The 24,249-nt window shown below is 68.0% G+C and carries 26 protein-coding genes; 11 read left to right on the forward strand and 15 right to left on the reverse strand.

The features are described from left to right. Positions 1 to 264 precede the first annotated feature (264 nt). Both ACFQE9_RS05805 and ACFQE9_RS05810 read right to left on the reverse strand, forming a co-directional pair. Positions 265 to 501, reverse strand: coding sequence for a hypothetical protein (locus tag ACFQE9_RS05805; RefSeq protein WP_379741717.1), 237 nt, complete (start codon positions 499 to 501; stop codon positions 265 to 267). After that, a complete protein-coding gene (locus tag ACFQE9_RS05810) occupies positions 498 to 623 on the reverse strand; it encodes a hypothetical protein (protein ID WP_379741720.1) in 126 nt (41 codons plus the stop codon). The genes ACFQE9_RS05805 and ACFQE9_RS05810 overlap by 4 nt, the downstream gene beginning before the upstream one ends. 216 nt (positions 624 to 839) lie before the next feature. On the opposite strand from ACFQE9_RS05810, the gene ACFQE9_RS05815 reads away from it, so the two are divergent. From ACFQE9_RS05815 to ACFQE9_RS05825, 3 genes are read left to right on the forward strand one after another with little or no spacing between them, the layout of a single operon-like run. Continuing rightward, positions 840 to 1,190, forward strand: coding sequence for a DUF8134 family protein (locus ACFQE9_RS05815; RefSeq protein ID WP_379741723.1), 351 nt, complete (start codon positions 840 to 842; stop codon positions 1,188 to 1,190). Positions 1,191 to 1,237: 47 nt separating this feature from the next. After that, the gene (locus tag ACFQE9_RS05820) at positions 1,238 to 3,031 is read left to right on the forward strand and encodes a nitrite/sulfite reductase (RefSeq protein ID WP_379741726.1); all 1,794 of its coding nucleotides are present in this window, start codon (positions 1,238 to 1,240) and stop codon (positions 3,029 to 3,031) included. 9 nt (positions 3,032 to 3,040) lie between these two features. Continuing rightward, the gene (locus ACFQE9_RS05825) at positions 3,041 to 3,346 is read left to right on the forward strand and encodes a DUF6360 family protein (protein WP_379741729.1); all 306 of its coding nucleotides are present in this window, start codon (positions 3,041 to 3,043) and stop codon (positions 3,344 to 3,346) included. 39 nt (positions 3,347 to 3,385) lie between these two features. Here the strand turns inward: ACFQE9_RS05825 and ACFQE9_RS05830 are convergent, their stop codons facing one another. The 3 genes from ACFQE9_RS05830 to ACFQE9_RS05840 form a co-directional block, all read right to left on the reverse strand. Continuing rightward, positions 3,386 to 4,495: an MFS transporter gene (locus ACFQE9_RS05830; RefSeq protein WP_379741815.1), complete on the reverse strand. Its 1,110-nt coding sequence runs from the start codon at positions 4,493 to 4,495 to the stop codon at positions 3,386 to 3,388. A 217-nt stretch (positions 4,496 to 4,712) separates the two neighbouring features. Beyond that, positions 4,713 to 5,210: a hypothetical protein gene (locus ACFQE9_RS05835; protein WP_379741732.1), complete on the reverse strand. Its 498-nt coding sequence runs from the start codon at positions 5,208 to 5,210 to the stop codon at positions 4,713 to 4,715. A 122-nt stretch (positions 5,211 to 5,332) separates the two neighbouring features. Then, a complete protein-coding gene (locus ACFQE9_RS05840) occupies positions 5,333 to 5,683 on the reverse strand; it encodes a hypothetical protein (RefSeq protein ID WP_379741735.1) in 351 nt (116 codons plus the stop codon). A gap of 236 nt (positions 5,684 to 5,919) precedes the next feature. Between ACFQE9_RS05840 and ACFQE9_RS05845 the strand changes: the two genes are divergently transcribed. The 3 genes from ACFQE9_RS05845 (at position 5,920) to ACFQE9_RS05855 (ending at position 8,851) form a co-directional block, all read left to right on the forward strand. After that, complete coding sequence (locus tag ACFQE9_RS05845; protein ID WP_379741738.1) at positions 5,920 to 6,603, forward strand: haloacid dehalogenase type II; 684 nt, start codon at positions 5,920 to 5,922, stop codon at positions 6,601 to 6,603. 81 nt (positions 6,604 to 6,684) lie between these two features. After that, complete coding sequence (gene cysS, locus ACFQE9_RS05850; protein ID WP_379741741.1) at positions 6,685 to 8,226, forward strand: cysteine--tRNA ligase; 1,542 nt, start codon at positions 6,685 to 6,687, stop codon at positions 8,224 to 8,226. Between the two features lie 70 nt (positions 8,227 to 8,296). Further along, on the forward strand, positions 8,297 to 8,851 hold the full coding sequence (locus tag ACFQE9_RS05855) for a DUF2062 domain-containing protein (protein ID WP_379741744.1): 555 nt from the start codon (positions 8,297 to 8,299) through the stop codon (positions 8,849 to 8,851). Between the two features lie 103 nt (positions 8,852 to 8,954). On the opposite strand, the gene ACFQE9_RS05860 is transcribed toward ACFQE9_RS05855, so the two are convergent. From ACFQE9_RS05860 to ACFQE9_RS05870, 3 genes are all read right to left on the reverse strand, one after another. Next, entirely contained in the window at positions 8,955 to 9,239 is a 285-nt protein-coding gene (locus ACFQE9_RS05860) for a DUF357 domain-containing protein (RefSeq protein WP_379741747.1), read from the reverse strand. Between the two features lie 123 nt (positions 9,240 to 9,362). Beyond that, positions 9,363 to 9,998, reverse strand: a complete 636-nt coding sequence (locus ACFQE9_RS05865; RefSeq protein WP_379741750.1) for a rubrerythrin family protein — start codon at positions 9,996 to 9,998, stop codon at positions 9,363 to 9,365. Between the two features lie 48 nt (positions 9,999 to 10,046). Continuing rightward, positions 10,047 to 10,913 (reverse strand): sulfurtransferase, encoded by an 867-nt coding sequence (locus ACFQE9_RS05870; RefSeq protein ID WP_379741753.1) that lies wholly within the window; start codon positions 10,911 to 10,913, stop codon positions 10,047 to 10,049. Between the two features lie 285 nt (positions 10,914 to 11,198). Here ACFQE9_RS05870 and ACFQE9_RS05875 point away from each other — a divergent pair, with 285 nt between their 5' ends. After that, on the forward strand, positions 11,199 to 11,993 hold the full coding sequence (locus ACFQE9_RS05875) for a sulfurtransferase (RefSeq protein ID WP_379741756.1): 795 nt from the start codon (positions 11,199 to 11,201) through the stop codon (positions 11,991 to 11,993). Positions 11,994 to 12,128: 135 nt separating this feature from the next. Then, positions 12,129 to 13,196, forward strand: a complete 1,068-nt coding sequence (locus tag ACFQE9_RS05880; protein ID WP_379741760.1) for an NAD(P)/FAD-dependent oxidoreductase — start codon at positions 12,129 to 12,131, stop codon at positions 13,194 to 13,196. A 44-nt stretch (positions 13,197 to 13,240) separates the two neighbouring features. Here ACFQE9_RS05880 and menD read toward each other — a convergent pair whose 3' ends face one another. Then, the gene (gene menD, locus ACFQE9_RS05885; protein WP_379741763.1) at positions 13,241 to 15,085 is read right to left on the reverse strand and encodes a 2-succinyl-5-enolpyruvyl-6-hydroxy-3-cyclohexene-1-carboxylic-acid synthase; all 1,845 of its coding nucleotides are present in this window, start codon (positions 15,083 to 15,085) and stop codon (positions 13,241 to 13,243) included. A 151-nt stretch (positions 15,086 to 15,236) separates the two neighbouring features. On the opposite strand from menD, the gene ACFQE9_RS05890 reads away from it, so the two are divergent. Beyond that, complete coding sequence (locus ACFQE9_RS05890; protein ID WP_379741766.1) at positions 15,237 to 15,980, forward strand: nucleotide exchange factor GrpE; 744 nt, start codon at positions 15,237 to 15,239, stop codon at positions 15,978 to 15,980. Position 15,981: 1 nt separating this feature from the next. Here ACFQE9_RS05890 and surE read toward each other — a convergent pair whose 3' ends face one another. From surE to ACFQE9_RS05910, 4 genes are all read right to left on the reverse strand, one after another. Further along, positions 15,982 to 16,842, reverse strand: coding sequence for a 5'/3'-nucleotidase SurE (gene surE / locus ACFQE9_RS05895; protein ID WP_379741769.1), 861 nt, complete (start codon positions 16,840 to 16,842; stop codon positions 15,982 to 15,984). Positions 16,843 to 16,921: 79 nt separating this feature from the next. After that, the gene (locus tag ACFQE9_RS05900; RefSeq protein WP_379741772.1) at positions 16,922 to 17,365 is read right to left on the reverse strand and encodes a type IV pilin domain-containing protein; all 444 of its coding nucleotides are present in this window, start codon (positions 17,363 to 17,365) and stop codon (positions 16,922 to 16,924) included. 264 nt (positions 17,366 to 17,629) lie between these two features. Continuing rightward, positions 17,630 to 17,881 carry a type IV pilin domain-containing protein gene (locus ACFQE9_RS05905; protein WP_379741775.1) on the reverse strand — a complete coding sequence of 84 codons (252 nt, stop codon included), beginning with the start codon at positions 17,879 to 17,881 and terminating at the stop codon, positions 17,630 to 17,632. Positions 17,882 to 18,041: 160 nt separating this feature from the next. Next, complete coding sequence (locus ACFQE9_RS05910; RefSeq protein ID WP_379741778.1) at positions 18,042 to 18,236, reverse strand: hypothetical protein; 195 nt, start codon at positions 18,234 to 18,236, stop codon at positions 18,042 to 18,044. 131 nt (positions 18,237 to 18,367) lie between these two features. Here ACFQE9_RS05910 and ACFQE9_RS05915 point away from each other — a divergent pair, with 131 nt between their 5' ends. Further along, positions 18,368 to 19,006 carry an RraA family protein gene (locus ACFQE9_RS05915; protein ID WP_379741780.1) on the forward strand — a complete coding sequence of 213 codons (639 nt, stop codon included), beginning with the start codon at positions 18,368 to 18,370 and terminating at the stop codon, positions 19,004 to 19,006. A 17-nt stretch (positions 19,007 to 19,023) separates the two neighbouring features. On the opposite strand, the gene ACFQE9_RS05920 is transcribed toward ACFQE9_RS05915, so the two are convergent. Together ACFQE9_RS05920 and ACFQE9_RS05925 are read right to left on the reverse strand one after the other, a co-directional pair. After that, positions 19,024 to 19,782: a DUF7847 domain-containing protein gene (locus ACFQE9_RS05920; RefSeq protein WP_379741783.1), complete on the reverse strand. Its 759-nt coding sequence runs from the start codon at positions 19,780 to 19,782 to the stop codon at positions 19,024 to 19,026. A 172-nt stretch (positions 19,783 to 19,954) separates the two neighbouring features. Then, positions 19,955 to 21,844: a hypothetical protein gene (locus ACFQE9_RS05925; protein WP_379741786.1), complete on the reverse strand. Its 1,890-nt coding sequence runs from the start codon at positions 21,842 to 21,844 to the stop codon at positions 19,955 to 19,957. Between the two features lie 169 nt (positions 21,845 to 22,013). Between ACFQE9_RS05925 and ACFQE9_RS05930 the strand changes: the two genes are divergently transcribed. Next, positions 22,014 to 24,230, forward strand: a complete 2,217-nt coding sequence (locus ACFQE9_RS05930) for a hypothetical protein (protein WP_379741789.1) — start codon at positions 22,014 to 22,016, stop codon at positions 24,228 to 24,230. Positions 24,231 to 24,249: the final 19 nt, after the last annotated feature.

The following is a 24,249-nucleotide window of genomic DNA, read 5'->3' on the forward strand; positions in this document are numbered from 1 at the left end:
TGAAGGGTTGCGGTTACGCTCATATATTGGGCCGTTGACTACTTAATACTTTCTCGGTGACACGTATTCTCACGCACGGACGAGAAACGGATCTCGGGCATTTAAACCGCTATTATCTGGATTTTCAGTCGATAGTGTGGTGGACGTTATCGCATATTTTACGGATCGCTGAGATGTATTCGGGAACGGGAGAGGAAACGAAAAGAGACAAAAAAGGACGAGAGGAGGCGGAGGGTCTCGCTCGCCGGGACGGACCACGGTCGTTCAGCGGTCGTCGTCCGATCGGGAGCACTCCGCGTCCGTGAGATCGACGGCGGCGTCCGCGCCGAGGTCGGAACGAGTGCCGTGATCCGGATCGGAGTCGGGATCGGAAGCCGGATCGGGATCCGAGTCGCGATCGACGTTCCGTCCCTCCTCGCGCTGTTCGCTGAGCTTCTCCCAGATCTCGGTACAGCCGGCGCCCGTCGGGATCTCACGGAGGTGTTCGCCGTCCTCGCTCATTCGGCGTCCCCCTCCACGGTCGGTGGGGCGCGGCCGCCTCGGAGATCGCGGCGGTCGCGGCGGTCGAACAGCTCCGGTGCGACGTCCGCGGAGGCGTGTTCCGTGTCGGCTAGTCCGGTCATCACCCGTCCGTACGTACTCCATCGGATTAAACGGGTCCCCCCGAACAAGCACTACCGAGGCTCGCCGACACCGGGTGTCCTTGCAGGTATCTCGGTCGACCGTGTGAACCCGGATCGGGTCCCGTCCGTCGATCGTCGCGAATTGCGGCGTCACGGATCGTGTCGATGGTTACGGGCGCCGACGGGGTTTCCCCCGCGGGGCTCGTTCCGTCGATCATGACGGTCTCGCTGCGAACGCTCGACGACGGCGCGTGGGTGTCCTTGAACGACGAGCGTCGCGCCGGAACGAGCGAACTCTGGTACGTGCGGGGGATCTGCGGGTGTTCGATCGCCGACTTCGTCGTGGAGGGGATCACGGACGTCTCCGTCGACGGGCGAACGGTCGCCGCCGAGACGTACGGCCGGTGCATCCGATGTGGGCACGCGACGTCGACGAAGCCGATCCCGATCGGGCGGGTGCGAGAGGGGAGCTACGAGCCGCTCGCGACGAACGCGGTTCGACGGCCGGGCGGGCCGCTCGGCGGACGGAAACACTCTCCGGTATCGCGAACCACTGGGGAGAATTGACGCCGAGGGGCGCTTTAGGGGGACGGGACACGCAGGGACATCCAGAGATGCCCACGGACGTAGAGCGCTGGAAGTCCGAGACGTACGGCAACGAGATACGCGAGCACCTCTTCGAGTTCGCGGAGCGGGGCTGGGAGTCGATCCCGGAGGACGAACACGACGCCTGGTTCGAGCGGTTCAAGTGGTGGGGGCTCTACCACCAGCGGAACGGCCAGGAGTCCTACTTCATGATGCGGATCGGCACGCCGAACGGCGTGCTGGAGCCCGGACAGGTGCGCGTCGTGGCCGAGATCGCCGACGAGTACGCCCGCGGCCCCGGCGAGAACCCGGAGTTCGGCGCCGCCTACTGCGACTGGACGACCCGCCAGTCGATCCAGCTCCACTGGATCCGCCTGGAGGACGTCCCGGCGATCTTCGAGAAGCTCGAGGCGAACGGCCTCTCCACCCAGCAGGCGTGTGGTGACTCCTGGCGCAACATCGTGGGCTGTCCGGTCGCGGGCAAGGACCGCCACGAGTTCGTCGACGCGCTGCCGGTCGCGATGGACCTCCACGAGACCTTCAAGGGCAACGACGACCACTCGAACCTGCCGCGCAAGTGGAAGGTGAGCGTCACGGGCTGCCGTGAGGGCTGTGGGCAGGGCGACATCAACGACCTCGCGCTCGAGCCCGCAAGGAAGGACGGCCGCAAGGGCTTCAACGTGCGCGTCGGCGGCGGGCTCGCCCGCAACGAGCCCAGGCTCGCTCGCGACATCGACGTCTTCGTCGAGCCCGACGACGCCGAGGCGGTCGCCGGCGGGCTCTCGGCGCTGTTTCGCGAGTACGGCGACCGCGAGGACCGCTACTCCGCGCGCATCAAGTTCCTCGTCGACGAGTGGGGGCCCGAGAAGATCCGGCGGGTCCTCCAGGAGGAGTTCGTCGACTTCGAGCTCGAGACGGCGGGAGAGGACCTGCGCGAGGAGTACACCTACAACGCGGGCCGGTCCTCCGAGGGCCTCCCGACCGGCGGCCACAGCGACCACGTCGGCGTCCACGAACAGGCCGACGGGAACTACTACGTCGGCTTGAACGTCCTCGTCGGCCGGATGGGCGTCGACGACGTCCACGAACTCGCCGACGTCGCCGACGAGTACGGCTCCGGCGAGATCAGGATCACCCAGCGCCAGAACGTCCTCATCACCGACGTTCCGGAGTCGGCACTCGATGACCTGCTCGCCGAGCCGCTGTTGGAGGACTACTCGCCGGACCCGCACCCGTTCATGCGCGGCTCCATCGCCTGTACGGGCACGGAGTTCTGCTCGCTCTCCATCGTCGAGACGAAGAACCGGCAGGTCCGGTACGCCCGCTGGCTCAAGGAGAACGTCGATCTCCCGGCGGACGTCGAGGACTTCCACGTCCACCTGTCCGGCTGTACCGCCTCCTGTGCCCAGCCGCAGATCGCCGACGTCAGCCTCCGCGGGATGAAGACCCGCAAGGACGGCGAGCCGGTCGAGGCGCTCGATATCGGCCTGGGCGGCGGGCTCGGCGAGGACCCGCGCTTCGCGGAGTGGGTCGGCCAGCGCGTCCCCGCCGACGAGGTCCCCGGCGCCATCTCGAACCTGATCGAGCGGTACGACGAGCGCCGCGAGGACGGCGAGAGCTTCCGCGAGTTCATCGAGCGCCTCGACGGGGACGACGGAGACGGAGCACTCGAGGAGCTGATCGAGCCCGAGGAGACGAGCTACGAGGACCCCTACATGCACAACACGAAGATGACGTGGTACCCCTACGCCGCGGACGACGACATGGACGCGAGCCCCGCGCCGGCCAGCGCGGACGGAACGCCCATTGCGAGCGACGACTGAGTCCCGTCGATGCCCGACCGACTCATCCGGGTGAACGCCTACACGACCTTCGATCTGCTCGACGGGGTCGCGACCGGCCACGACTTCGAGGAGGAGGCCTACGCCGTCCTCAACGTGACCGCCCCGCGCGAGGACCCCGATCACCTCACGCTCGAGCTGGAACTCGACAACACGGAGTTGACCGAACTGCCCGCCCACGCCGACCGGGTGACCCTCTCCGCCGCGCAGGCGCGCGAGCTGGCCGCGGAGCTGGAGTCGTACGCCGACCGCGTCGAGGCGGCCCAGCGGGACGCCGACGAGGAGACGGGGGAGTAGGGTCGAAGGGCTCGAACACGAGCCGGATTTCCACCGTTCTTACCTGGTTCCGACGGCGATTGCGACGAACGCGACGAGCGTCGCGGCGAGCGTCAACAGGATGGCGGCGACGTAGCCGTTCGTGTAGGAGACGCTCGCGGTGCCGAGCGGCGGCATCGCCAGCGCGCCCACCCCGCCGGCCACGTTGAACACGCCGATGATGGCGGTGTCCATCTCGGGGTCGTAGACGCCCATCAAAAGCGGGATGTAGATCGTCGCACAGCCGCCGAGCCCCAGGCCGACGAGGATCACCCCGACCGCCATGACCGGCAGCGAGGGCGCGAGCAGCACCGCGATCCCCGCCGCCGAACAGCCGAGCGAGGCGAGGAAGGCGCGTCTGGCCCCGACCACGTCAGCGACGTAGCCGCCGCCGATCCGCGAGACGATGCTCACGCCGCCGATCGCGCCGAAGGCGGCCGAGGCCGTGGCGCCGGCCAGTCCGCGCGCGGCGAACAAGTCGATCGCATACGCCGCGAGCAGCTGGTACCACGCGAACGCGAGCCCGATCCCGACGAAGAGCAGCTGAAACCGCCGCGTCCGCGCCAGCCCGGCGACCCACTCCAGGAGCTCGCCCGCCGTCGCCGACGACTGGTCGGCCCATCGCGGCCGGCGACAGACGATCCCGGCGAACAGGAAGGTGACGGCCGTCACGGACATGATGGTCAAGAACCCGCGGCGGATGCCCACGGTGGCGATCGCGTACTCCCAGACCGGCGGCAACACGAAGAGTCCGAGCCCGTTTCCGACGAAGATGAGCCCTGTCGCGGCGCCGCGCCGCTCGTCGAACCACCGGGGGACGATGGAGGCGAGCAGAACGAACACGGTTCCCAACGCGATCCCGAGCACGGCGAAGACGACCAGCAGCCCCGCGTAGGACTCGACGAAAAACAGCGCGGGGGAGACGAGCGCAGTCGCGGCGGTGCAGGCGAGGAGCACCCCCCGGGCCGGGAGGTGTGCGGAGAAGACGCCGATCGTTCCCGACCCGATGAAGAAGGTGAAGAGCATGACCGAAAAGACGGTGGAGAGCGCGACCGGCGAGATCGCGAACGTCTCGCTGAGCGGGTCGCGGAGAACCCCGTAGGAGAGCGGCGTCCCGAAGGTGAAGATCATCCCCACCGCGCCGAGGATCGCCACGAGCCAACTCCGGCGGCCGTCGGGTGATTCCGTCGACCGATCGCTTCGTGTGCTCACGTCGACGGGTACCCGACGGGTCGGCGAAAGGGTTGTGATCGGCGGACGTTCTGCCGGAACTCGGTCGCGGCGCCGATCCGCCGGAATCCGGTGCGGTCGTCACGAACCGGATGAATCGATCCGGAACAGTCCTCGCTCACTCCGCGAACGATCTCGCGTACAGAAGCGCGACCGGGACGGCGTAGACGACGTGGCCGATCCCGGAGACGATCGTGGCCGGGATCGCGAAATTGGGGAACGGCGGCGCGTTCGGGAAGCCGACGGCCCCGAGCCAAAGCGGCATCACGACCACCGCGAGAGCGACCGTCGTGAGGATTCCGTATGCGACCCCCAGTCCGATCGCGCCGCCGGTCGATCGAGCGGTCTGGCGGAGCGGTCCCGTCTGAACGAGCGCGACGTAGACGAGCCCCAACACGACGCCGTGGAACTGGTGGATCGCCCACCCGGCGAGCAGCGCCGGCCCCTCGATCCCGTACATGGCCGGGATCACGACCTCCAGAAGCGGCGGCGGCATCACGTACATCATCATGAGCCCGAACGGAACGCTGCCGATGAACCCGCCGACGGCTCCGGCGACCCACTGTTTCGAGGTAACCTCGACCGTGACGTCCGTCGATCGCGTTTCGGTTGCCATGGGTATTCACACCATGGACGCCGCGGCGGATAAGTGTAATCTGAGCGAAAGGTAACCGGGTTACCTCCAGCACACCTCCTCGGGCACCCCTCCTCCAGCACATCTCCTCGACGTCCCAACGATTAACCGTGCATTTCGCTCCCCTCGTCGTCCATCCGGGGGCCCCACGCCATGATCACGCCGCTTGCGAGCATCAACGCCGCGAGCGCGACCATTCCCGGATCCCAGCCCATGCCGCTCGCCATGCCCGATCCGGCCATGCCGGAACCTCCCATGCCGCCGGTCATTCCTGCTCCGCCCGTTCCCATCGTCCCCGACCCGCCGACCATCCCGGTTCCGACGAGGAGCTGGTTGAGGAGCATCACGAGGGCGTATCCGATCATGAGCCGACCGCTCCAGCCCGCGAGCCGGTCCGCATGCGCGGTGAGCAGAACCGCGCCGTGGACGATCACGATCGCCCCGAGGACCCCCATGAGCAGTCCGCTCGAGGTCATTCGCGATGCCGTCGACGCGCTCCAGATCGAGTACAGGCCCGAGGAGAACGCGATCGCGGCGGCGTAAAGCCGGGTGTTCGAGATCATACCTCACGATCGCACGCACCCCTAATGAGTGGTCGGGCTCCGAATGCTCGAAAGTCGGGGATCCGGGGAGTCGAACCGGAGGCGCTCCGCCGCTAGTGCTAACTGACGCGAGCGTGTGGTGGAACTCGATGCCCCTGGATGCCGACCGCGTCACCACGATCACGTTCGACTCCTACAGCACGCTCGTCGACGTCGACGCCGCGGAACGAGCGCTCGCGGAACGGGTCGACGACCCGGAGCCGATCTCGAAGCTCTGGCGGGCGCGATCGCTCGAGTACACGTTCGTCGCCAACCAGATCGACGCCTACCAGCCGTTCTACGAGATGAACCGCGACGCCCTCCAGTACGCGCTCGACGCTCACGGGGTGGACGTCTCGCCCGAGGAACGCGACGAGATCCTCGCCGTCTACCACGAACTCGACGTGTTCGAGGACGTTCGAGACGGGATCGAACGGCTTCGCGAGGGAGGGTACGACTGCTACGTCGTCTCGAACGGGAATCCCGAGATGTTGGCCTCCATGATCGAACACGCCGACATCGGGGACCTCATCGAGGACGCGATCAGCGCGGACGAGGTCCGGACGTTCAAGCCCGCCGCCGAGATATACCGCCACGCCGCGGGGCGGACGGGAACGCCGATCCGTGAGATCGCCCACGTCACCGCCGGCTGGTTCGACGTCATGGGGGCGAGACACGCCGGGATGCAAGGAATTCGTGTCGATCGAAAGGACACGCCGTGGGAGTCGTTCGGCGAGGAGCCGGACCTGACGATCGACTCGTTCCACGACCTGGCGGACGCGCTGGGCGTCTGAGAGATACTGACCGGACCGGTCAGATCCCTCGAACTGCTCCGATCGACGCGTTGAAAGGCTCGCCACGAGAATCCGGCCGTGATGACCCTCTCCGTGACGGACACCCTGCGGGACGAGCGCGTGGAGTTCACGGTCGACGGCGACGACGTGCTGTTGTACGTCTGCGGGCTCACGGTCTCCGACGACCCCCACCTGGGTCACGCCCGGATGTGGGTCCACGCCGACGTCCTCCACCGATGGCTCGACCACCTCGGATACGACGTCCGTCACGTCGAGAACGTCACCGACGTCAACGAGAAGATCGCCGCACGCGTCGGCGAACGCGAGGAGTGGACGGGCGAACCCGACGTCGCGGAGACGTTCACCGAGACGGTCTTCGAGAGCATGCGCGGGCTCAACCTGCTTCGCGCGGAGGTGTATCCCCGCGTCTCCGAGCACGTCCCGGAGATACTCGATCTGGTCGAGTCGCTCGTCGAGGCCGGCTACGCCTACGAGTCGAACGGCTCCGTCTACTTCGACGTCACGACCTTCGAGGAGTACGGACGGCTCTCGAACCAGGACGTCGAGGAACTCGAGGCGCAAGGCGAGCCCGACGAGCGCTCGGAAAAGCGGAACCCGGCGGACTTCGCGCTCTGGAAGGCCGGCGGGGTGAGCGAGACGGCCGTCCGCGAACACCGGAAACACGACCACGACGGCCCGCTGCCCGAGGGCGAGACCTGGGAGTCGCCGTGGGGCGAGGGGCGACCCGGCTGGCACGTCGAGTGTTCGGCGATGTCGATGACGCACCTCGGCGAGACGCTCGACGTCCACATGGGCGGACGCGACCTCGTCTTTCCCCACCACGAAAACGAGATCGCCCAGTCGGAGGCGGCCACGGGCGAGCCCTTCGTCCGCTACTGGATGCACGCCGGCCTCCTCTCGATGGAGGGCGAGAAGATGTCCTCGTCGATCGGGAACTTCTGGACGGTGCCCGACGCCCTCGAGGAACTGGGAGTCAACGTCCTCCGGACGTTCTATGCGGGCGCGTCCTACCGCTCCGAGCAGGCGCTCACCGAGGAGACGATCGCCGAGGCCGAAGAGCGGTGGGAGCGTCTCTTGCGAACTCACGAACGCGGCGTCGACGCGCTCGACTCCGTGGACGCACACACGAAGGCCACGGACGAGGACCTCCGATCGGCCGTGGACGTCGCCCGGGAGGACTTCGAGACCGCGATGAACGACGACCTCAACGTCCGGGAGGCGACCGCGGCGCTGCTCGAACTCACCGACGCCGTCAACCGACACCTCGATCGCGTCGAGAGCAGCGAGGGTGGCGAGGGCAGCGAAGGCGACGAGGACGGCGAGGGCGGCGAAACCGGGTACGACTACCGCGGCCTGCGTCGGGCGATCGAGACGCTCGAGGAGTTCGGCGAGGGCGTACTGGGACTTCGGTTCGACGCCGGAGAGGGCGTCGACGGGGACGTCGAACTCGCCGACGAACTCGTCGAGCTCGTCCTCGATCTCCGCGAATCAGCTCGCGAGGCGGGCGAGTACGAGCGCGCGGACGAGCTTCGCGACGCGCTGGCGGCGGTCGGCGTCGAGGTCGAGGACGGGCCCGAGGGGCCGACCTACCGCTTCGAGTGATCATCGTTGCGTCCGGGAGTGACGCCGGTAAGTACTTTCCCTCCGGCGTGCTATCACCCACCGAGACCGAATGACGATCCGAACGCGAGCGGGAACGTGGCGACGGCGGCTCCGGAAGGGACTCCACGACGCCTTCGCGGAGACGCACACGCCCCACCAGATCGCCGGGAGCTTCTCGTTCGGCGTCTTCGTCACGATGTTGCCGACGGTCGGTGTGGGGCTGCTCGTCTTCGTCGCCCTGGCGTGGCTGTCCGACGGGGTGAGCAAGCTCGCGTTCGTCGCCTCCGCCCTGCTCATCAATCCGGTCGTGAAGTCCGGCGTCTACGTCGCGAGCTTCGCGATCGGCGTGTTCCTGCTCGGGCCCGTCGAGGGCGCGACCGTCACGAGCGCGAGCCTGTCCGGGGCGTCGTTTTCGGCGGGACGCGACATCGCCGTTCGGATCCTGCTCGGAAACGTGATCCTCTCCGTGGCGACGATCGTTCCGAGCTACGTCGTCTGCTACCGACTCGTCGAGACCTACCGGGCCCGCGATCCGGCGGTGGAGATCGTCTCGGAGATCGAGTCGGTCGTGGCCCCCGAGGGCGAGTCGACGGCGAACTCCGGGGACGATCCGGCCCGTTCGTGAACGAACGGTTCGTGTGACGCCTGGACGTGGGTCTCACAGAGCGAGCGGTGTGGGTCACACGAAGCGATCGATGCGGATCAGACTCACACGAAGCGAACGAACGCTACGTCGTGAACAGCTCAGTGTCCTCTGGGATCGAAAAGAGCCCGAAACGGACCCCGGCGTCGAGCCAGCCGTACCCGTAGGAGAACGACGCGAGCGCGTTGACCGGATCCCCGTCCTCGCGGAAGTGCCTCCCGTCCTCGAGGTACGACTTGGCCATCTCGCGACACTCCGCGGCCGCCTCGCCGAGCGGCGTTCCCGCCGGCGCGGCCGCCTCCGCCTCCGCGAGCGCGTCCGCGAGCATCCGCTCGTAGCGATCGGTCTTCTCATCGAGGTCCGCGGGCATGCGCGTCGCTCCGCAGCGGAGTCACAAAGGACTGTCCGTCCGTTCGTTTCCGGCGATCGCAAGCGGCTCCGATCGCTCAGCGATTGCAAGCGACTCCGATCGCCCGGCGAATGCGTCGACGCCTCAACAGACCGGCTTCGGATCGACGCCGAGCGACTCCAGCGTCTCGACGTGTTCCTCGTAGGCGATCTCCACGACCGCGGCGGCGGCTTCCCTCGCGACCTCCAGGTCGGCCTCGTCCGCTCCGACGCGGTCGATCAGTTCGAGAGCGCGCTCGCGCTGTCCCTCGAGGTCCCCGCGGAGATCACGAAAGACCGCGGCCGTTTGCGGATCGGCGTCGCCCACGAAGTACCCGACGTACTGGGACTTCGACTCGTCGGCGACGAGGATCCGTCCGAGGAGCGCGCCAGCCCGCTCGAGGGTGTCATCGAGCGAGCGGAGGTGGGAGGGAATGGCGAGCAGGTCCTCGCCGAGATCGGGGTCGTAGTCGTCCAATTCCTCGCGGACGCGATCGAAGTGGTCGCGCTCCTCCGCGGCGATCGCGGCGAAGACCTCCGCCGCCGCGTCGTTCTCCTCGTCCCCGGCCCACGCTTCGAAGGTCTCGGCCGCGGCGAGCTCCGCGTCGGCCGCCGCCCGCAGGACGCGATCGGCGTTCAGTTCGCCCTCGGTGGCGGCATAGAGCGCCTTCGAGGAGCCGAGCCTGGACAGTTCGGTGGCGAGTTCGGACCGGACGCGCTCGTGTACGTCGTCTGCGCTCATGAAAAACGGAAGGCCGCGGACCGACTTAACGCTGTATCGTCCGCCCGCTCACTCGCCGTCGCCGGTCTCGATCGGCGCGTCGACGAGGTTGCCCCACTCGGTCCAGGAGCCGTCGTAGTTGATCGTGTCGTCATAGCCGAGCAGCTCGTGGAGCGCGAACCAGGCGACCGACGAGCGCTCGCCGATGCGGCAGTAGGCGATCGTCGTCTCGTCGCCGTCGATGTCCTCCTCCGCGTAGAGCTCCTCGAGCTCATCGCGGGTCTTGAACGTGCCGTCATCGTTCGTGACGGCCGCCCACGAGATGTTCTTCGCGCCGGGGACGTGGCCGCCGCGCTGGGCGGTCTCCTGGAGTCCCGGCGGCGCGAGGATCTCGCCGCGGTACTCCTCGGGCGAGCGCACGTCGACGAGCGGAACGCCGCGGTCGATCGCCTTCTCGACGTCGTCGCGGTAGGCGCGGATCGACTCGTAGGGGCCGCCCGCCTCGTAGTCGACCTCGGGGAAGGAGGGGACCTCGTCGGTCGTCGGATAGTCGTTCTCGACCCAGTACTCGCGGCCGCCGTCGAGGAGCTTCACGTCGTCGTGGCCCCAGTATTTGAACTGCCAGTAGGCGTAGGCCGCGAACCAGTTCGAGTTGTCGCCGTAGAGGACGACCGTCGAGTCGTCGCTGATGCCGTGTTCGGCGAGCAACGCCTCGAAGTCCTCCTTCTCGAGGATGTCACGCTGCGTCTGGTCCTGGAGCTGGCTCTCCCAGTTGAAGCCGATGGCTCCCGGCGCGTGCGCGTCGTCGTACGCTTCGGTGTCGACGTCGACCTCCACGAGCCGCAGGTCGTCGTCGTCGCTCTCGAACTCGTCGAGCCGCGCCTCCACCCAGTCGGCGGAGACGAGCACGTCGTTCGCGTAATCGGAATCTCCCATAGCAGTTCCCCCTACGTGTTCGACCTATAAGGTCCCCAACACCACGGACATACCCGCCTCTCGTTCGGATCGGGGGAGATTATTGCCGGTTCATGTCCGGAGCTGTCGGCCGCCCGTCGATCGTCGGGTCGTACCGCCCGGATGCCCGCCGTCGATCATCGACGGTCCGAGAGGATCGAGGCCGCGATCGCCGCGGGGGTTTCAAATGTTGCCGGTATCCGGAAGGCCCGGCCGAATCGGCGCGGGTCAGCGGAATAAACCGTCCGGAGGTAGAAGGGAGGACCGATGACCGAGATCACCGTCCCGATCGAGTGGCTCGCCGATCACCTCGATGACCCCGGCGTGCGCCCGGTCGACGTCCGCGACGCCTGGGAGTACGACGCGCTCGGACACGTCCCCGGTGCCGTGAACGTTCCCTTCGAGGACTTCCGCGATGCCGAGGGTGGCGACGTCGGCCACCTTCCGGGCGCCGAGGCGTTCGCGGAGCGTCTGGGCGCTGCCGGCCTCTCCCGGGACGACGTCCTCGTCGCCTACGACGACACGAACGGGGTCTTCGCGGCGCGGTTTCTCGTCACGGCGCTCGTCTACGGCGTCGAGAACGTCCACCTCCTCGACGGCGATCTGAGCGCCTGGAAGCGCGACTACCCGATCGAAAGCGATCCCGTCTCCCTCGAGGAGACGACGATCGAGGCGCGTCGCGTCGAGGGAGCGGACTCGCCGATCGTGGGATACGACGAGGTGATCGAGCTGCTCGAGGACCGTGAGCGCGACGTGATATTCGTCGACACCCGGGACGCCGACGAGTACGCGGCCGGGCACCTCCCGGGCGCGGTCCGATTCGACTGGACCGAGGCGGTCGATCCCGAGACGCGCGGGCTGCGCGCGAAGGACGACCTCCGCGAGCGATTCGAGGAACGCGGGATCACGCCGGACCGGCCGGTCGTGCTCTACTGTAACACCGCGCGCCGGCTCTCACACACGTACGTCGCGCTCCGGTGGCTCGGCTTCGAGGACGTCCACATCTACGAGGGTAGCCTCACCGAATGGCGCGAGCGCGAGGGCGAGCTCGTCGAGTCGTGAGCTCCGAGCCGTCGAGTCGTGAACCCGCCGAACGGTGAATCGTTCGAGTCGTAAAATCGTCGCGACGACTCCGACGGAAGGGTCCGTGGCCTCCATGGCGCAACCTACATAGGCCCCGATCGCCAACCCTCAGCCATGAGCGAGGACGTAGTCGAACACCGACGGCTGATCATCGCCGGGACCGGCATCGCCGGGCTCACGGCGGGGATCTACGCCGCCCGCGCGAACAACGAGCCGCTCATCCTGGAGGGCGACGAGCCGGGCGGGCAGTTGACGCTCACTACCGACGTCGAGAACTATCCCGGATTCTCCGAGGGGATCTCCGGGCCCGACCTGATCAACGAGATGAAAGCGCAGGCCACGAAGTTCGGCGCCGAGACGAAAAACGGCGTCGTCGAGTCGGTCGCGGACTCGGACCGCCCGTTCCGCGTCGAGTTGACGAACGGCGACGTCTACACCTGCGACGCCTTCATCGCCGCCTCCGGAGCGTCCGCACGGACGCTCGGCATTCCGGGAGAGGACGAGCTCATGGGCTACGGCCTCTCGACGTGTGCGACCTGTGACGGCGCGTTCTTCCGCGGCGAGGACATGCTCGTCGTCGGCGGCGGCGACGCGGCCATGGAGGAGGCGAACTTCCTCACCAAGTTCGCCGACACCGTCTACATCGCCCACCGCCGCGAGGAGTTCCGCGCCGAGGATGTCTGGATCGACCGCGTGATGGAGAAGGTGGAGGACGGCGAGATCGAGATCCTCCGGAACACGGAGGTCACGGAGCTGCACGGCACGCCCGAGGACGGCATCGACCACGTGACGCTCGTCGAACACCCCGAGGGCCACCCCAAGGAGAAGCTCGAGGATCCGGCGACCGCCGACGAGGTCGAGGAGTACGACTTCGAGGTCGGCGCCGTCTTCTTCGCCATCGGCCACACGCCGAACACCGATTACCTCGAGGGAACCGGCGTCGAGCTGAACGAGGAGGGATACCTCCGGACCGAGGACGGCGCCGGCGCGGGACAGACCCGGACCGGCGTCGAGGGGCTCTTCGGTGCCGGCGACGTCGTCGACTATCACTACCAGCAGGCCGTCACCGCCGCGGGCATGGGCAGCAAGGCGGCCATCGACGCCGACGAGTACCTCACGGAGCTCGAACGCGCCGGCGAACTCGCGGAGCCGGACGCGAGCCCGGCCGCGGCTGACGACTGATCGCGAGCCGCCGCTGAATCACTATTTCCGGTCGGATCGCTTCGCTATTCTCCCGACTCCGCCCCGAGAGCCGCCTCGACCGCCCGATCGCGCAGTCGCTCGCGCGTCCGGTGGCTCGATTCGGCATCGAACCGAACGTCGATCAGGGTGCTTCCGGAGCGTTCGCGCGCCTCCCGGTAGGTCGCGGCGAGCGCGCTTCGTGGGTCGTCCGCCATGCCGCTCCCGTCACCGTCAGCCACGCCGCTTCCGTCGCCGTCCCCACCCTCTACGCGGGCGTCGATCCGCTCGTAACGGAGGCCGTGAAGATCGGCGAGCGCTTCGAACTCGAGGCCGTGTGGCGTCTTGAACTGTTGGGTGAACTCCGGTTCGAACCTCTCGATCGGCAGCGCGTGGAAGATCCCGCCGCCGTCGTTGTTGATCGCGACGACCGTGGCCTCGAGGTCGAGCCGGTCGAGCGCGAGGAGGCCGTTTGAGTCGTGATACAACGCGAGGTCGCCGACCACGAGCGTGAGGTCGTCGGTCGTCGCGGAACCGGCACCCAGTCCCGCGGAGACGATACCGTCGATGCCGGAGACGCCCCGGTTACCGCAGACGGTGAGGCTCCGCGTGGTCGGGCGGGCGAACCGATCGAGATCGCGAACGGGCATCGAGTTGGAGACGAACATCGTCGCGGGATCCGGGACGGATTCGGCGATGGTCGCGACCGCACGACCCTCGAAGAACGCCTCCGACTCCTCGAGGACCCCGAAGGCACGTTCGTCGGCGTCCTCCCACTGGGCGCGCCACTCGCCCGACCCGCCGCCGGCGACCAGCCGTGAGAGGTCGCCGCACAGCCGATTCGGCTCGGCGACGACGAGGTCCGTGGCGGCGAACTCCGCCTCGCGCCACCGCCCCGCCGGATCGACGACGTACTCGTCGGCGGAGGTGGCAGCGAGGTACTTTCGAAGTCGCTTGGAGGTCGGCGAGGCACCGAGCCGGAGAACCACCTCGGGATCGCGCCACGCCGGCGCCGAGTCCCCGGCCGCGTCGGCCGAGAGGTAGGCGTCGTAGCCGCCGATCACGGGCGCGACGCGGGTGTGGCCGCCGAAACGGACTCCCGAGAGCGGGTCGGCGAGAACCGGGTGGCCGGTGGCGTGTGAGAGCGCGGTGACGGCCTCCGGATCGAGACCCGGGGGATCGGCCGGTCCGGCGACGATCAGTCCGCGGTCGACGGAGAGCGCCTCCGCGAGCGAGCGCAGGTCTCCATCGTCGACCCTCGTGGCGCCGCCCGTTCGGGAGACGTAGGGGCCCTCTCGGCCGGTCTCGGACGCCGGGTCGAGGTCGTCGGGCACGTCCCCGGGGACGGGAGTCGGCTCAAGGGGCTTCGCGAACGGGACGTTGAGGTGAACGGGGCCGGGGTCGACGCCCTCGGCGGCCTCGACCGCCCGCGCGACCGTGGTCCGCAGCGAGGCGAGCGTTCGGTCGTGGGCCGCCGGCTCCGGGAGGTCCTTGTAGTACCGGACCGCGTCGCCGTAGAGCTTCTCCTGGTCGGCGGTCTGGTTGGCTCCCGAATCCCGGAGTTCCGGCGGGCGGTCGGCGGTGAGCGCGAGCAGCGGCACGCGCCCCTCGTCGGCCTCCATCACGGCCGGGTGGTAGTTGGCGGCGGCGGTCCCGGAGGTGCAGACGAGCGGCGTGATCGCTCCCGTGCGGCGGGCCCGCCCGAGCGCGAAGTAGGCCGCCGAGCGCTCGTCGAGCTGTGAGAAGACGTGGACCTCCTCGTGGCGCGCGAACGCCATCGCGAGCGGCGTCGAACGGCTGCCCGGCGAGATCACGGCCGCCGAGACGCCGGCGCTCGCCAGCCCGTCGACGATCGCGTTCGCCCAGAGCACGTTCCGATTCGGCGCGGTCATGGACCCCCTTCCCGCGCGATGGATTATAAACTCCCGAAAGTTCCCGCGAACGTTCCCTCCGGCACCAAAACGATGGCGAACGCGCGGAGCGGAAGACGTCTCTCGAAGCGTTTTTGCAAGCCTTATGCCCGCCGGGACCCACCGATCGACCATGAGCGAGGACGACGCCGTCGAGATCGAGTTCGAGGACGAGGACGCGACCCCCTCGACGTCGGATGCGGACGACGCGGACGATGCGGTCGACGGGGACCCGACGGTCGGCGTCGACGGCCGGGATGCGGCCGCCCGGGGCGAAAGCGGAAGTCCCGACGCGTCCGGCGAGTTCGGTCTCGCCGAGCGCATCGCGGAGCTCGACGCCCGGGGTGTCGACGATCTCGCCGACGAGGCGGCCGACCTGGAGGCGCGCCTCGCGGAACGCGAAGCGCGTATCGAGACGCTGGAGGCGGAACTCGAGGATCGCGAGGACGAAATCGACGACCTCAGGGAGCGGTTGAAGCGCAAGCAGGCGGACTTCCAGAACTACAAACAGCGCGCGAAACGACAGCAGGAACAGATCAAAGAGCGGGCGGCCGAGGACCTGATCGAGCGGATCGTTCCTGTTCGCGACAACCTGGTTCGCGCGCTCGAACAGGAGGAGGGCGCGGACCTGCGCCCGGGCGTGGAGTCGACCCTCGAGGAGTTCGATCGAGTTCTCGAGGAGGAGAACGTCGAGGCGATCGAGCCGGACCCGGGATCGGACGTCGACCCCGTTCGCCATCAGGTGATGCTCCGGGTCGGAAGCGACGAGCCGGAGGGGACGATCGCCGAGGTCTACCAGCCCGGCTACGAGATCGGCGACTCCGTGATCCGCGAGGCGCAGGTCACCGTCAGCGACGGAAGCGGCGACGAGGAGTAGCTCAGTTCTCGGACGTCGAGGTCCCGACATCGGCATCGATCTCGACGCCGGCGTCGACGCTCTCGTAGGTCTCCGCGAGCCCGTCGAGGGCCTCGTGGTGGCCGCTCGTGTGCGGCGCCGTGAGCGGCGAGACCGAGACGCGCCCCTCGACGATCGCACGCCGGTCCGTTCCGGGCGGGTCCGGGAGGTCGCCGGTCTCCATGCGGTCCCAGATCCGGTCGTGGAGTCGGACGCCGTTTTCGGGCGTTCGGCTCGCGTCCATCTCGTAGAGCTGTGAGGGTTCGGTCACCTCGATCGGCGCCCGTTCGGCGGGATTCGGGCCGGTCTCGCCGTCGGCCATCGGCGCGTTCACGTTCAGGTAATCGACCTGTTCGAAGACGCCGGCGCCCACGGCGTGGTCGACCAGAAATCCGGTGGTCGCGCTCGCGTGTGCGAAGTCCCGGAGGTCGAGCGACCACTCGGACGGATCCTCGCCGGCCGGGACGTACATCGACGTCGCGATGGCGGGGACGTCGAAGAAGGCCGCCTCCACCGCCGCGGAGACGGTGCCGGAGCGGCCGAGGACGTACTCGCCCAGGTTCGCGCCCTCGTTGCACCCGGCGACGACGACGTCGGCGTCCGGGACGAGTTCGCTGAGCCCGACGACCGCGCAGTCGGCCGGCGTGCCCTCCACGGCGTAGCCGAGTTCGTGGTCGTGGACGACGACGTCCGTCGAGAGCGACCGCCCCACGGAGCTCTGGTCCGCGGCCGGGGCCACGGCCACCACGTCGTAGCCACGCTTCGACAGCGTGCGGTGAAGGGCGCGGAAGCCGACGGTATCGATCCCGTCGTCGTTCGTGAGAAGGATCCGATCGACGCTCATACCGCTTGCAGGGCCGGCGACTTCAAAAGCGCTCCGCCGTCACGACGAATGCCGCGGGAGGGCCGAAGGAGTGGGGTGTTTAGCTGTTGTCCGGCGCGGTGCTCGATCCGAGCGTGGCCGAGGAGCCGCCGCTGGAGGCCTGCCAGTTCACGGAGACGGTTTCCTCGTTCCAGTTGCTGCTCGCTGTGAATTCCTTTGAGGTGCCCGCTGAGAGGCTCCCCGACCAGTCACCGCTGTTAATGCTTGCATCCCCACCGCCGGTAGCAGTTACAGTCACGGTATTCGTATCCGCGTCGATCGTATCCCCTCCTGAGTGCGTGATCGTGACCCCATCCGCGGAATCGAACTCGAAGTCGAAGCTCGCCGTCGGCTGGGTGTCCTGAAGGCTGTCGCCGAGGCCGAGCACGAAGGTGCCGATCACGGCCGCGAGAATGACCGTGATCGCCACCATCAGGATGACTCCGATAACCGGTGAGACCGCGCGATCCTCCGTGAACAGTCGCTTGATGTCCGTGGGTTGCATGGTGATCAGACAGTCGTCGGATGGCCCCGATCGAGCAACTCGATCGGGATCCCCCTCCCGTGGACTGACGATCGAAACTATCGGACGGGGATACATAAGGAGAATGACTAAATTATGAGATCTGATGCTCGGCTCCCCGTCGTCTCGGAAGACGATCACAGGAGAGACGCGGACGGAACGGTGAGACGGTGGATCCGTGGGTGGATCGATGAGTTCGATGCGAACCGTCAAACGGGACCGATCCGGAATGTTCCGTTAGGGGGTCTACACGAACGAGTAGTCGGCGTCGCCGTCACCCGTCAGGATCTCTCCCGCCCGGTCGGCGATCGTGGCGACGTCGATCCCGAGAACGGTGGTGGCCAGGACCCCGGCGACGATCACGGTCAGTCCGACCATCAGGATGATGCCGATCGGGGCCGAGGCGGCTCGATCGGTCCCGGTGGCGTCGATCGGCACCTTCAAACTCCCGAGGACGCCCTCCGCGAGAACGAGCAAACGGGCGACGGTTCCGAGCATATCCGTGATACGCTCCAGCGGCACAAAACTGTTTGGTGAACCAACAGGTCCGAGCGTGGCGGTGTGCCGAATCACGGTGTATCGCGTTTCGACCGACACCGCTCACGTCCACGCTCCGCGTCCGCGTTGGACGGCCGTGTTGTACGCCCTCCGATACCTCTCAGCGGTGGTTGCGTCGGTGTTCGGTGATCCGACGAAGCGCCTCAAGCGGCTTATCGTTCCGGAGGAGCCGTTCCGTCTCCCGACGCACGTCGCGGTCGATCAGGCCCCGGTCGGCGAACTCGTCGACCAGCCGTTCGGCTTCCCGCTCGTAGTCACGATTCGGTTCCCCCCGAACCCGTACGTGCTCGGCCATGCTCGTGCCTCCCTATTCGAACCGATCCCACGGACGTACATAAGTTTGTGGTACGTGGTAACACGATCCTCCGGGCGGAGGCGAGTGGAATCGCCGGTGTATATTTATACCGCCTGTTCGTGGGAGGTCGTATGACGACGGACGTCGATCCGGTAGACGAGACGGTCCTCGAGGGGTTTCGCGATCTGTCCTCCGCGGTCGTCGCCGACACGAAACGCGAGGACGTCGCGGTACTGGAGGGCTCGATTCGGGCGATCCATCGCGACTGTTCCCTGGTGGGGACGGCGAAGACGACGCGTGTGGACCCCGAGGCGATCTGGCCGCCGGTCGAGTCGGTCGTGGACGCCGACCCGGGCGAGGTCCTAGTCGTCGACGCCGGCGGGGCGGTCCGCGAGGCGGTCTGGGGCGAGCTCCTCTCGACGTACGCGAAGGAAAGCGGCGTGGTCGGGATGATCACGGACGGGGCCGTCCGCGACATCGCCGACATCCGGGAACTTGAGTTCCCCGTGTTCGCGCCCGCCCGAACCCCCCGCGGCCCGAGCGGCGACGGCGAGGTGGAGGCGGACGTGCCCGTCGCCGTCGGCGGCACGCTCGTCTCACCCGGCGACGTCGTGATCGGCGACGAGACCGGCGTCACGGTGGTCGATCCCGAGAACGCGGACGCGGTTCTCGAGGAGGCGCAAGCGATCGAGGAGACGGAAGGGGCGGTTCGAGAACACGTCGAAAACGGCGTGTCGCTCGCGGACGCGATGAACCGCGCCGGGATGTGACCGACGGGGCGACCGTTTCAGAGTCCGGTTGTCGCGCCGCGGGCGCCCGTCTCAGCCGCTCCGGGCTCCGCGATCTGTCTGTAACAGCCGACCAGCACGCCGATCCCGAAGAGGGTCACGACGCTCGTAACGATCGCCGACGCCACGGCGCCGGCGAGGGGGAAGAACACCCCGATGAAGCCGAAGACGCCGCCGGCGATCCCGCCGACGACGGCGATGATGAGTCCCAGGGCGAACAGTCGAAGTCGATTCCCCCGCGCGAGACCCCAGCTTCGCTGCAGCGCCTCGATAACGCCGGCGTTCTCGAGAACGACGGCGAGCTGTGCGAAAACCAGGCTGACGGCCAGGAAGATCCCCGGCAGGATGAGGAACACCGTGCCGATCGAGATGGCCACGAACGTGATGATCGAGACGACGATCGTCACGACGGTCGTCCGGGCGAGCCGCCGCGTGTGATCCGCGGACGGTACGTCGTCGATGTCGGCGTACATCGCCCGCATGGCCACGATCGAAAGGACCGTTCCGAGGATCATCAACAGAACGACGAGTCCGGCGCTGACCGGCATCGGCAGGTCGATCGCCAGGGGATACACCTGGCCAGCCGCGCCGGACGGCATCGTGTTCGGAACCAGTCCCGCAAAGAGGGACTGGAAGCTGGCCTGGCTCGCTATCTGGAAGACGACGTACGCACCGATGAGCATCGCTCCACCGCGTGTCGTGAGGCGATCGGCCCCGTAACCGAGGGCGTCGCCGAGTGCTATCTTCGTGGAGGGCACATCGGGAAATCCCCACCGTTCCACATAAAACCCGGGCACGGCGGACCGAAATTGGCGTCCGGTTCAACGCCCCCAACGTGATCACCGCGGGAACGCGGGTGGCGTCACTCCCGGAACGTAGGTGGCGTCACTCCCGGAACGTAGGTGGCGTCACTTCCAGGACGCGGGAGTCCTACTCCGACGAATCGGGCCGATCACGGGGGGTTCCCGAGACTGTCGATCGCCCGGCCGACTCCGGAGGATCGCCGTCGGCTCCGTCCGTCGCTCCGTCGGCATCCTCCCGCGTTCCGCCTTCGCTCTCGGAACTGGCGGCGATCCGGTACGCGAGGTAGATGCCCAAAAGCGGGACGACCGCGAGAAGCAGCCCGGGCTGCAGCTCGTAGCCCGGCGGCATCCATCGGTTGAGGAGTCTGAATCCGACGACGATCGAGAGCACCGCCAACCCGGCTCCGACGAGTCCGCTGACCACGTCTCCGCGTTCGCCCATGCCGAGCGTGACGCCGAACCCGGCGGCGACGGCGGGGAGGATCAAAAGGAGCCCGTACACCGTCCGGGTTCGAACCGAGATCCACGCGAACAGGACGGCGCCCACGACGCCGAGGACCGCGCCGAGGATCGCTCCGGCGACGATGCCGCCGCCGATAAGGTCCTCCGGAAACGACGCGTCGGATCGCCCGTCCGCCGTGGACCCGCCTTGGACGTCCGTGAGGACCTCGTCGGGCTGTGGAACGCCCGCGGTGGACGTCCAGCCGAGGTAGACGCCCGCCGCGTTCGCGAGAATCGCCAGCGGGCTGAACGTCACGACGGAGACGAGGAGGCCGAACACGTACCAGACCGCACCCGCTACGTGGACGACGGGCGAGCGCTGCGGGAGGCCGAAGGCGTGCCCGAGATACACCGCGCCGATCGGGATGCCCCAGAGTCCGAGCGCGGGGAACCCCCACAGCTGGATGCCGACGAGAAGCGACGAGAGGACGAGGAGCCCGCCGAGCGCGTAGCTCAGGTAGCTCCAGTACGCGATCCGGTCGTTTCCGGCCTCACGGGGGTGGACGAACTCGGGGTCGACCTCGAGGACGTCCCGGACGTCGCTCGGACCTCGGATCTCCGCACCCTCGAGCTGGTCCCGGATCCCGGCGATCGACTGTTTGCCGTCGTCGGATCGGCTCCGTGAACGGCCGACCACGTTTCCGGCGTCGGTCGCGTTACCGGTGCCGGTCGCGTTACCGGCGTCGCTCGAGGCGGCCGAGGTGCCCGCGTCGCCCACGTCGCTCGAGCCGTCCGCATCGTTCGCATCGTTCGCAGTGAGCGTACCCCCCTCGTCCAACTCGTCGACGTACTCGTCCAGGAACACGAGTTCGGTCTCGCCGCTCGCCCTCAGCCCGCCGTTCAGGACCTTCAGGCCGGCGACGACGATCGCGATCGCGCCGAGGCTCACGGTGAGCAGGTACACTCCGCCCATCGTGAGCAGGCCCCAGCCGACGAGCCCGGCGACCCACGCCTCCGTGGCCTCGTACTTCCGGATGCCGTACCAGGCGCCCCCGAACCAGGCCGCGGTCAGGAGGTGGTTCGTCGTCCCGCCGGTGGCCTCCGTGAGGAAGGTCACGAATCCGACGACGATCCCGAAGGGCGTTCCCGAGGCCGCCTCGACGAGCGCCGAGGAGGCGACCGCCAGGGCGAAGAGCAGCCCGAAGATCGCCGCGACGTACTTGTTCGCCCGGTTGAACTCCCGAAGGCGGGCTCTCGACTCCGGGATCGACTCCCCGCTCCCGGCGGCCGTCGAATCGCCAGAGACCTCCGGGTCGTCGACGCCGGCCGGTTCGGAACCCGACCCGGAGTCGTCGGTGAACCGAAGCGTGATCCTCGAGAGGGCCCAGATCACGAACCCGACCACCGCCACGAGCGCGGGCACGAGAAGCTCCGCCAGTCCGATCGGAACGTTCAACGACTCGAAGCTCACCACGTAGAGCCCGACGACGATCGCCGCCGTGATCCCGAGGCTGATCAACGCCACGATGCCCCCCAGCGTTCCCAGCCATCTGAGTGACTTGTTCCCCCAACCCATACCTAAAAGATCTGTCTATTTTGTAAAAACGTTACGGCAAAACGCGTCGCAGGGGCGGCTCGAGGGCTGAAACGCTCGAATATCCCTCGGAACCATCCGGAGACGGCGGCGATCGCGAGGAAGACGGATATACTCCGACCGCGTATCTCGACGTCGGAGCGAGACCCACATGTCCAAAACGAACGGGGACGGAGCCGGTGACGGCCCGCCTCCCGACGAACGACGGCGCCGGCTCCTGATCTACGCGGGGCTCGGAGCGGTCGGTGCGAGCGGAGTCGCCGGCGCGTGGGCCGTCTCGCGTCCGGATGACGGAAGGGGGTCCGGATCGGGGCCCGTGGAGCCGTCCCCGACCCCTTCGCGATCACCCACTCCCGACGACGAGGACGGCGTGGACGACACTCAGCCGGTCCCCTCGATAGTCGTCCGACACGCCCCCGACCTGTACTTCGGCGCCCTCGAGAAGTGGTTCCCCGCCGATCCACGTTTGTACACGGTGGAGAGCGACGGAAGGACCGTCGTGGACGGGTTCACGGCCCTGGAGGGGTACTCGGAGGCGTTCGCGGAAACCGACACCCCGCCGGCGCCGACCGCGTTCTACCGGATCGTCGAGGCCGCGGACGGCGTCGACGCGATCCAGTACTGGTTCTACTCCGTCTTCGACCAGTTCACGGTCAACTTCCACTGGCACGACTGGGAGCTGCTGCAGGTCTTCGTCGATCGCGAAAGCGGGACGCCGCTTCTGGTCTCCGCGAGCGCGCACTCGCGCGCCAGCCCGAACAACGAGTTCCTCGAGCCCGACGTGAGCGACGGTCGTCGCGTGGGGATCCTCTCGGAGGTCGGGTCACACTCGAGCGCCAGCGAGGTCAACGACCGGGTCCCGAGCTTCGAGCGACTCCCCGACGACGAGTGGGGGTCCGACGTTACCAACGACGTCCTCGACGTTACGACCGGTGTGACGGCGCCGTTCGCCTACGGGCTCCCGCGCGATGAGGGGGCGCGTCTTCCCTTCGTGATGCCGGAACTCGACGGGCATCGCCTCGATCGACACCCCGGGCTATCGGTCGATCGGGGGGACTTCATCGACGAGCGGGTAACCGTGGACTCCTGGCGCGGGCTCCCGCGCCCGCCCGCGGACGTTCCGCTCCGGGAACCGGGACCGGTCCTCGCCCACGAGAGCAGTCGAACGGGGACGGAACTGACCTACGCGCTGGAACCCATCGAGGCCGTCCGCGACGCCGTCGACGACTTCGTCGGCCCCCAGTTGAGCTTCGAGTTCGCGATCCCGGGATTCCTCGAGGACCGATACGCGAGCCACATCACGTCCGTGGGAATTCCGTGGGAACAGGAGCGGTACGACGATCCCCTCGCGGACGTGACGGATCCGGGCCACAGACGACGGATCGACGGGGAGCGACCGCCGGGACTGACGAACCGCGTCGTGGGACACGTTCGCCACCTGCGGGCCGGATACGACGGTGATCTCGGACGCGTCGCGGACGGCGCCCGGGAGTCGCTCTCGGGATCGATCCCGGTCTCGATGTACGACGTGCCCGTCGAGGGCGCCGTCCGACTCGCCAGCGAGGATCCGGTCGCGACGGTCACCCGTCGAGGCGAGTTCGGATATCTCCACGTCGTTCCCGGCGAGCACGAACTGGTCGTGAACGCTCCGGGGATCGCACCGCTCGCCCTCGGGTTCGAACACGAGGGAGGTCTCCGCCGAGTCGGCGCGAACGGCGTGTTGACGGTCGTCGCGAACGAGGACGCCGGCTGGGTCCGCGGCGACGGCCGGGAAGCGACCGGGATCGAACGCGTCCGCGTGATCGAAGATCATGTCGGCGTCGTCTACGAGGGACGGCCGATCGAGGAGGACCGGTTCGCCGTGGCGGTCCACTCCGAGGGACGCTATACCGTGGAAGTGGTCGATTCCGAAGGGCGTCCCGGCGCCTACCGGGTCGGTCCGGAGGACTTCGAGGACGGAACGGACGCGGTCCGCGAGCCCGTCGAGACCGGCAAGGCACCCCTCGCCGAGACGCTCGTCGGGGAGGCCGAGCGGCTGGTCGACCTCGCGAGGGCGCTCGCCGCTCGCGAATCGGACGCGAACACGGATTCGGACTCGCAGGACGTGGACTCGGAGAACGAGGTCACGGAGCGCCTCTCCCGGGCGCTGGAGGAGGCCGACGCCGCGAGCGGGCTGGCCGAACGCGGGGACGCCTCCGCGACGGACGATCGGCTCTCCCGCGTCGTCTCTCTGTTCGAGGAGACGCTCGAAATCCTCGCGAGCGGCCGGTCCGGCTCTTACGACGATCCGGCAACGGAGACGCTCTCGAACCGGATCGGTCCGGCGATCGTCCGTGCCGAGACGGCGCTCGCGACCGAGCTCGGGTAGCCGTTCGAACCCGGCGACG

Origin of the sequence: Halopenitus salinus (assembly GCF_042662125.1) — an archaeon.
Lineage (GTDB): Archaea > Halobacteriota > Halobacteria > Halobacteriales > Haloferacaceae > Halopenitus > Halopenitus salinus.

Bases quoted from the DNA above. Each gene is read 5' to 3' on its own strand.
- ACFQE9_RS05805 (WP_379741717.1), bottom strand. From the start codon at position 501: ATGAGCGAGGACGGCGAACACCTCCGTGAGATCCCGACGGGCGCCGGC.
- ACFQE9_RS05810 (WP_379741720.1), bottom strand. From the start codon at position 623: ATGACCGGACTAGCCGACACGGAACACGCCTCCGCGGACGTCGCACCG.
- ACFQE9_RS05815 (WP_379741723.1), top strand. From the start codon at position 840: ATGACGGTCTCGCTGCGAACGCTCGACGACGGCGCGTGGGTGTCCTTG.
- ACFQE9_RS05820 (WP_379741726.1), top strand. From the start codon at position 1,238: ATGCCCACGGACGTAGAGCGCTGGAAGTCCGAGACGTACGGCAACGAG.
- ACFQE9_RS05825 (WP_379741729.1), top strand. From the start codon at position 3,041: ATGCCCGACCGACTCATCCGGGTGAACGCCTACACGACCTTCGATCTG.
- ACFQE9_RS05830 (WP_379741815.1), bottom strand. From the start codon at position 4,495: ATGATCTTCACCTTCGGGACGCCGCTCTCCTACGGGGTTCTCCGCGAC.
- ACFQE9_RS05835 (WP_379741732.1), bottom strand. From the start codon at position 5,210: ATGGCAACCGAAACGCGATCGACGGACGTCACGGTCGAGGTTACCTCG.
- ACFQE9_RS05840 (WP_379741735.1), bottom strand. From the start codon at position 5,683: ATGGGGGTCCTCGGGGCGATCGTGATCGTCCACGGCGCGGTTCTGCTC.
- ACFQE9_RS05845 (WP_379741738.1), top strand. From the start codon at position 5,920: ATGCCCCTGGATGCCGACCGCGTCACCACGATCACGTTCGACTCCTAC.
- cysS (WP_379741741.1), top strand. From the start codon at position 6,685: ATGACCCTCTCCGTGACGGACACCCTGCGGGACGAGCGCGTGGAGTTC.
- ACFQE9_RS05855 (WP_379741744.1), top strand. From the start codon at position 8,297: ATGACGATCCGAACGCGAGCGGGAACGTGGCGACGGCGGCTCCGGAAG.
- ACFQE9_RS05860 (WP_379741747.1), bottom strand. From the start codon at position 9,239: ATGCCCGCGGACCTCGATGAGAAGACCGATCGCTACGAGCGGATGCTC.
- ACFQE9_RS05865 (WP_379741750.1), bottom strand. From the start codon at position 9,998: ATGAGCGCAGACGACGTACACGAGCGCGTCCGGTCCGAACTCGCCACC.
- ACFQE9_RS05870 (WP_379741753.1), bottom strand. From the start codon at position 10,913: ATGGGAGATTCCGATTACGCGAACGACGTGCTCGTCTCCGCCGACTGG.
- ACFQE9_RS05875 (WP_379741756.1), top strand. From the start codon at position 11,199: ATGACCGAGATCACCGTCCCGATCGAGTGGCTCGCCGATCACCTCGAT.
- ACFQE9_RS05880 (WP_379741760.1), top strand. From the start codon at position 12,129: ATGAGCGAGGACGTAGTCGAACACCGACGGCTGATCATCGCCGGGACC.
- menD (WP_379741763.1), bottom strand. From the start codon at position 15,085: ATGACCGCGCCGAATCGGAACGTGCTCTGGGCGAACGCGATCGTCGAC.
- ACFQE9_RS05890 (WP_379741766.1), top strand. From the start codon at position 15,237: ATGAGCGAGGACGACGCCGTCGAGATCGAGTTCGAGGACGAGGACGCG.
- surE (WP_379741769.1), bottom strand. From the start codon at position 16,842: ATGAGCGTCGATCGGATCCTTCTCACGAACGACGACGGGATCGATACC.
- ACFQE9_RS05900 (WP_379741772.1), bottom strand. From the start codon at position 17,365: ATGCAACCCACGGACATCAAGCGACTGTTCACGGAGGATCGCGCGGTC.
- ACFQE9_RS05905 (WP_379741775.1), bottom strand. From the start codon at position 17,881: ATGCTCGGAACCGTCGCCCGTTTGCTCGTTCTCGCGGAGGGCGTCCTC.
- ACFQE9_RS05910 (WP_379741778.1), bottom strand. From the start codon at position 18,236: ATGGCCGAGCACGTACGGGTTCGGGGGGAACCGAATCGTGACTACGAG.
- ACFQE9_RS05915 (WP_379741780.1), top strand. From the start codon at position 18,368: ATGACGACGGACGTCGATCCGGTAGACGAGACGGTCCTCGAGGGGTTT.
- ACFQE9_RS05925 (WP_379741786.1), bottom strand. From the start codon at position 21,844: ATGGGTTGGGGGAACAAGTCACTCAGATGGCTGGGAACGCTGGGGGGC.
- ACFQE9_RS05930 (WP_379741789.1), top strand. From the start codon at position 22,014: ATGTCCAAAACGAACGGGGACGGAGCCGGTGACGGCCCGCCTCCCGAC.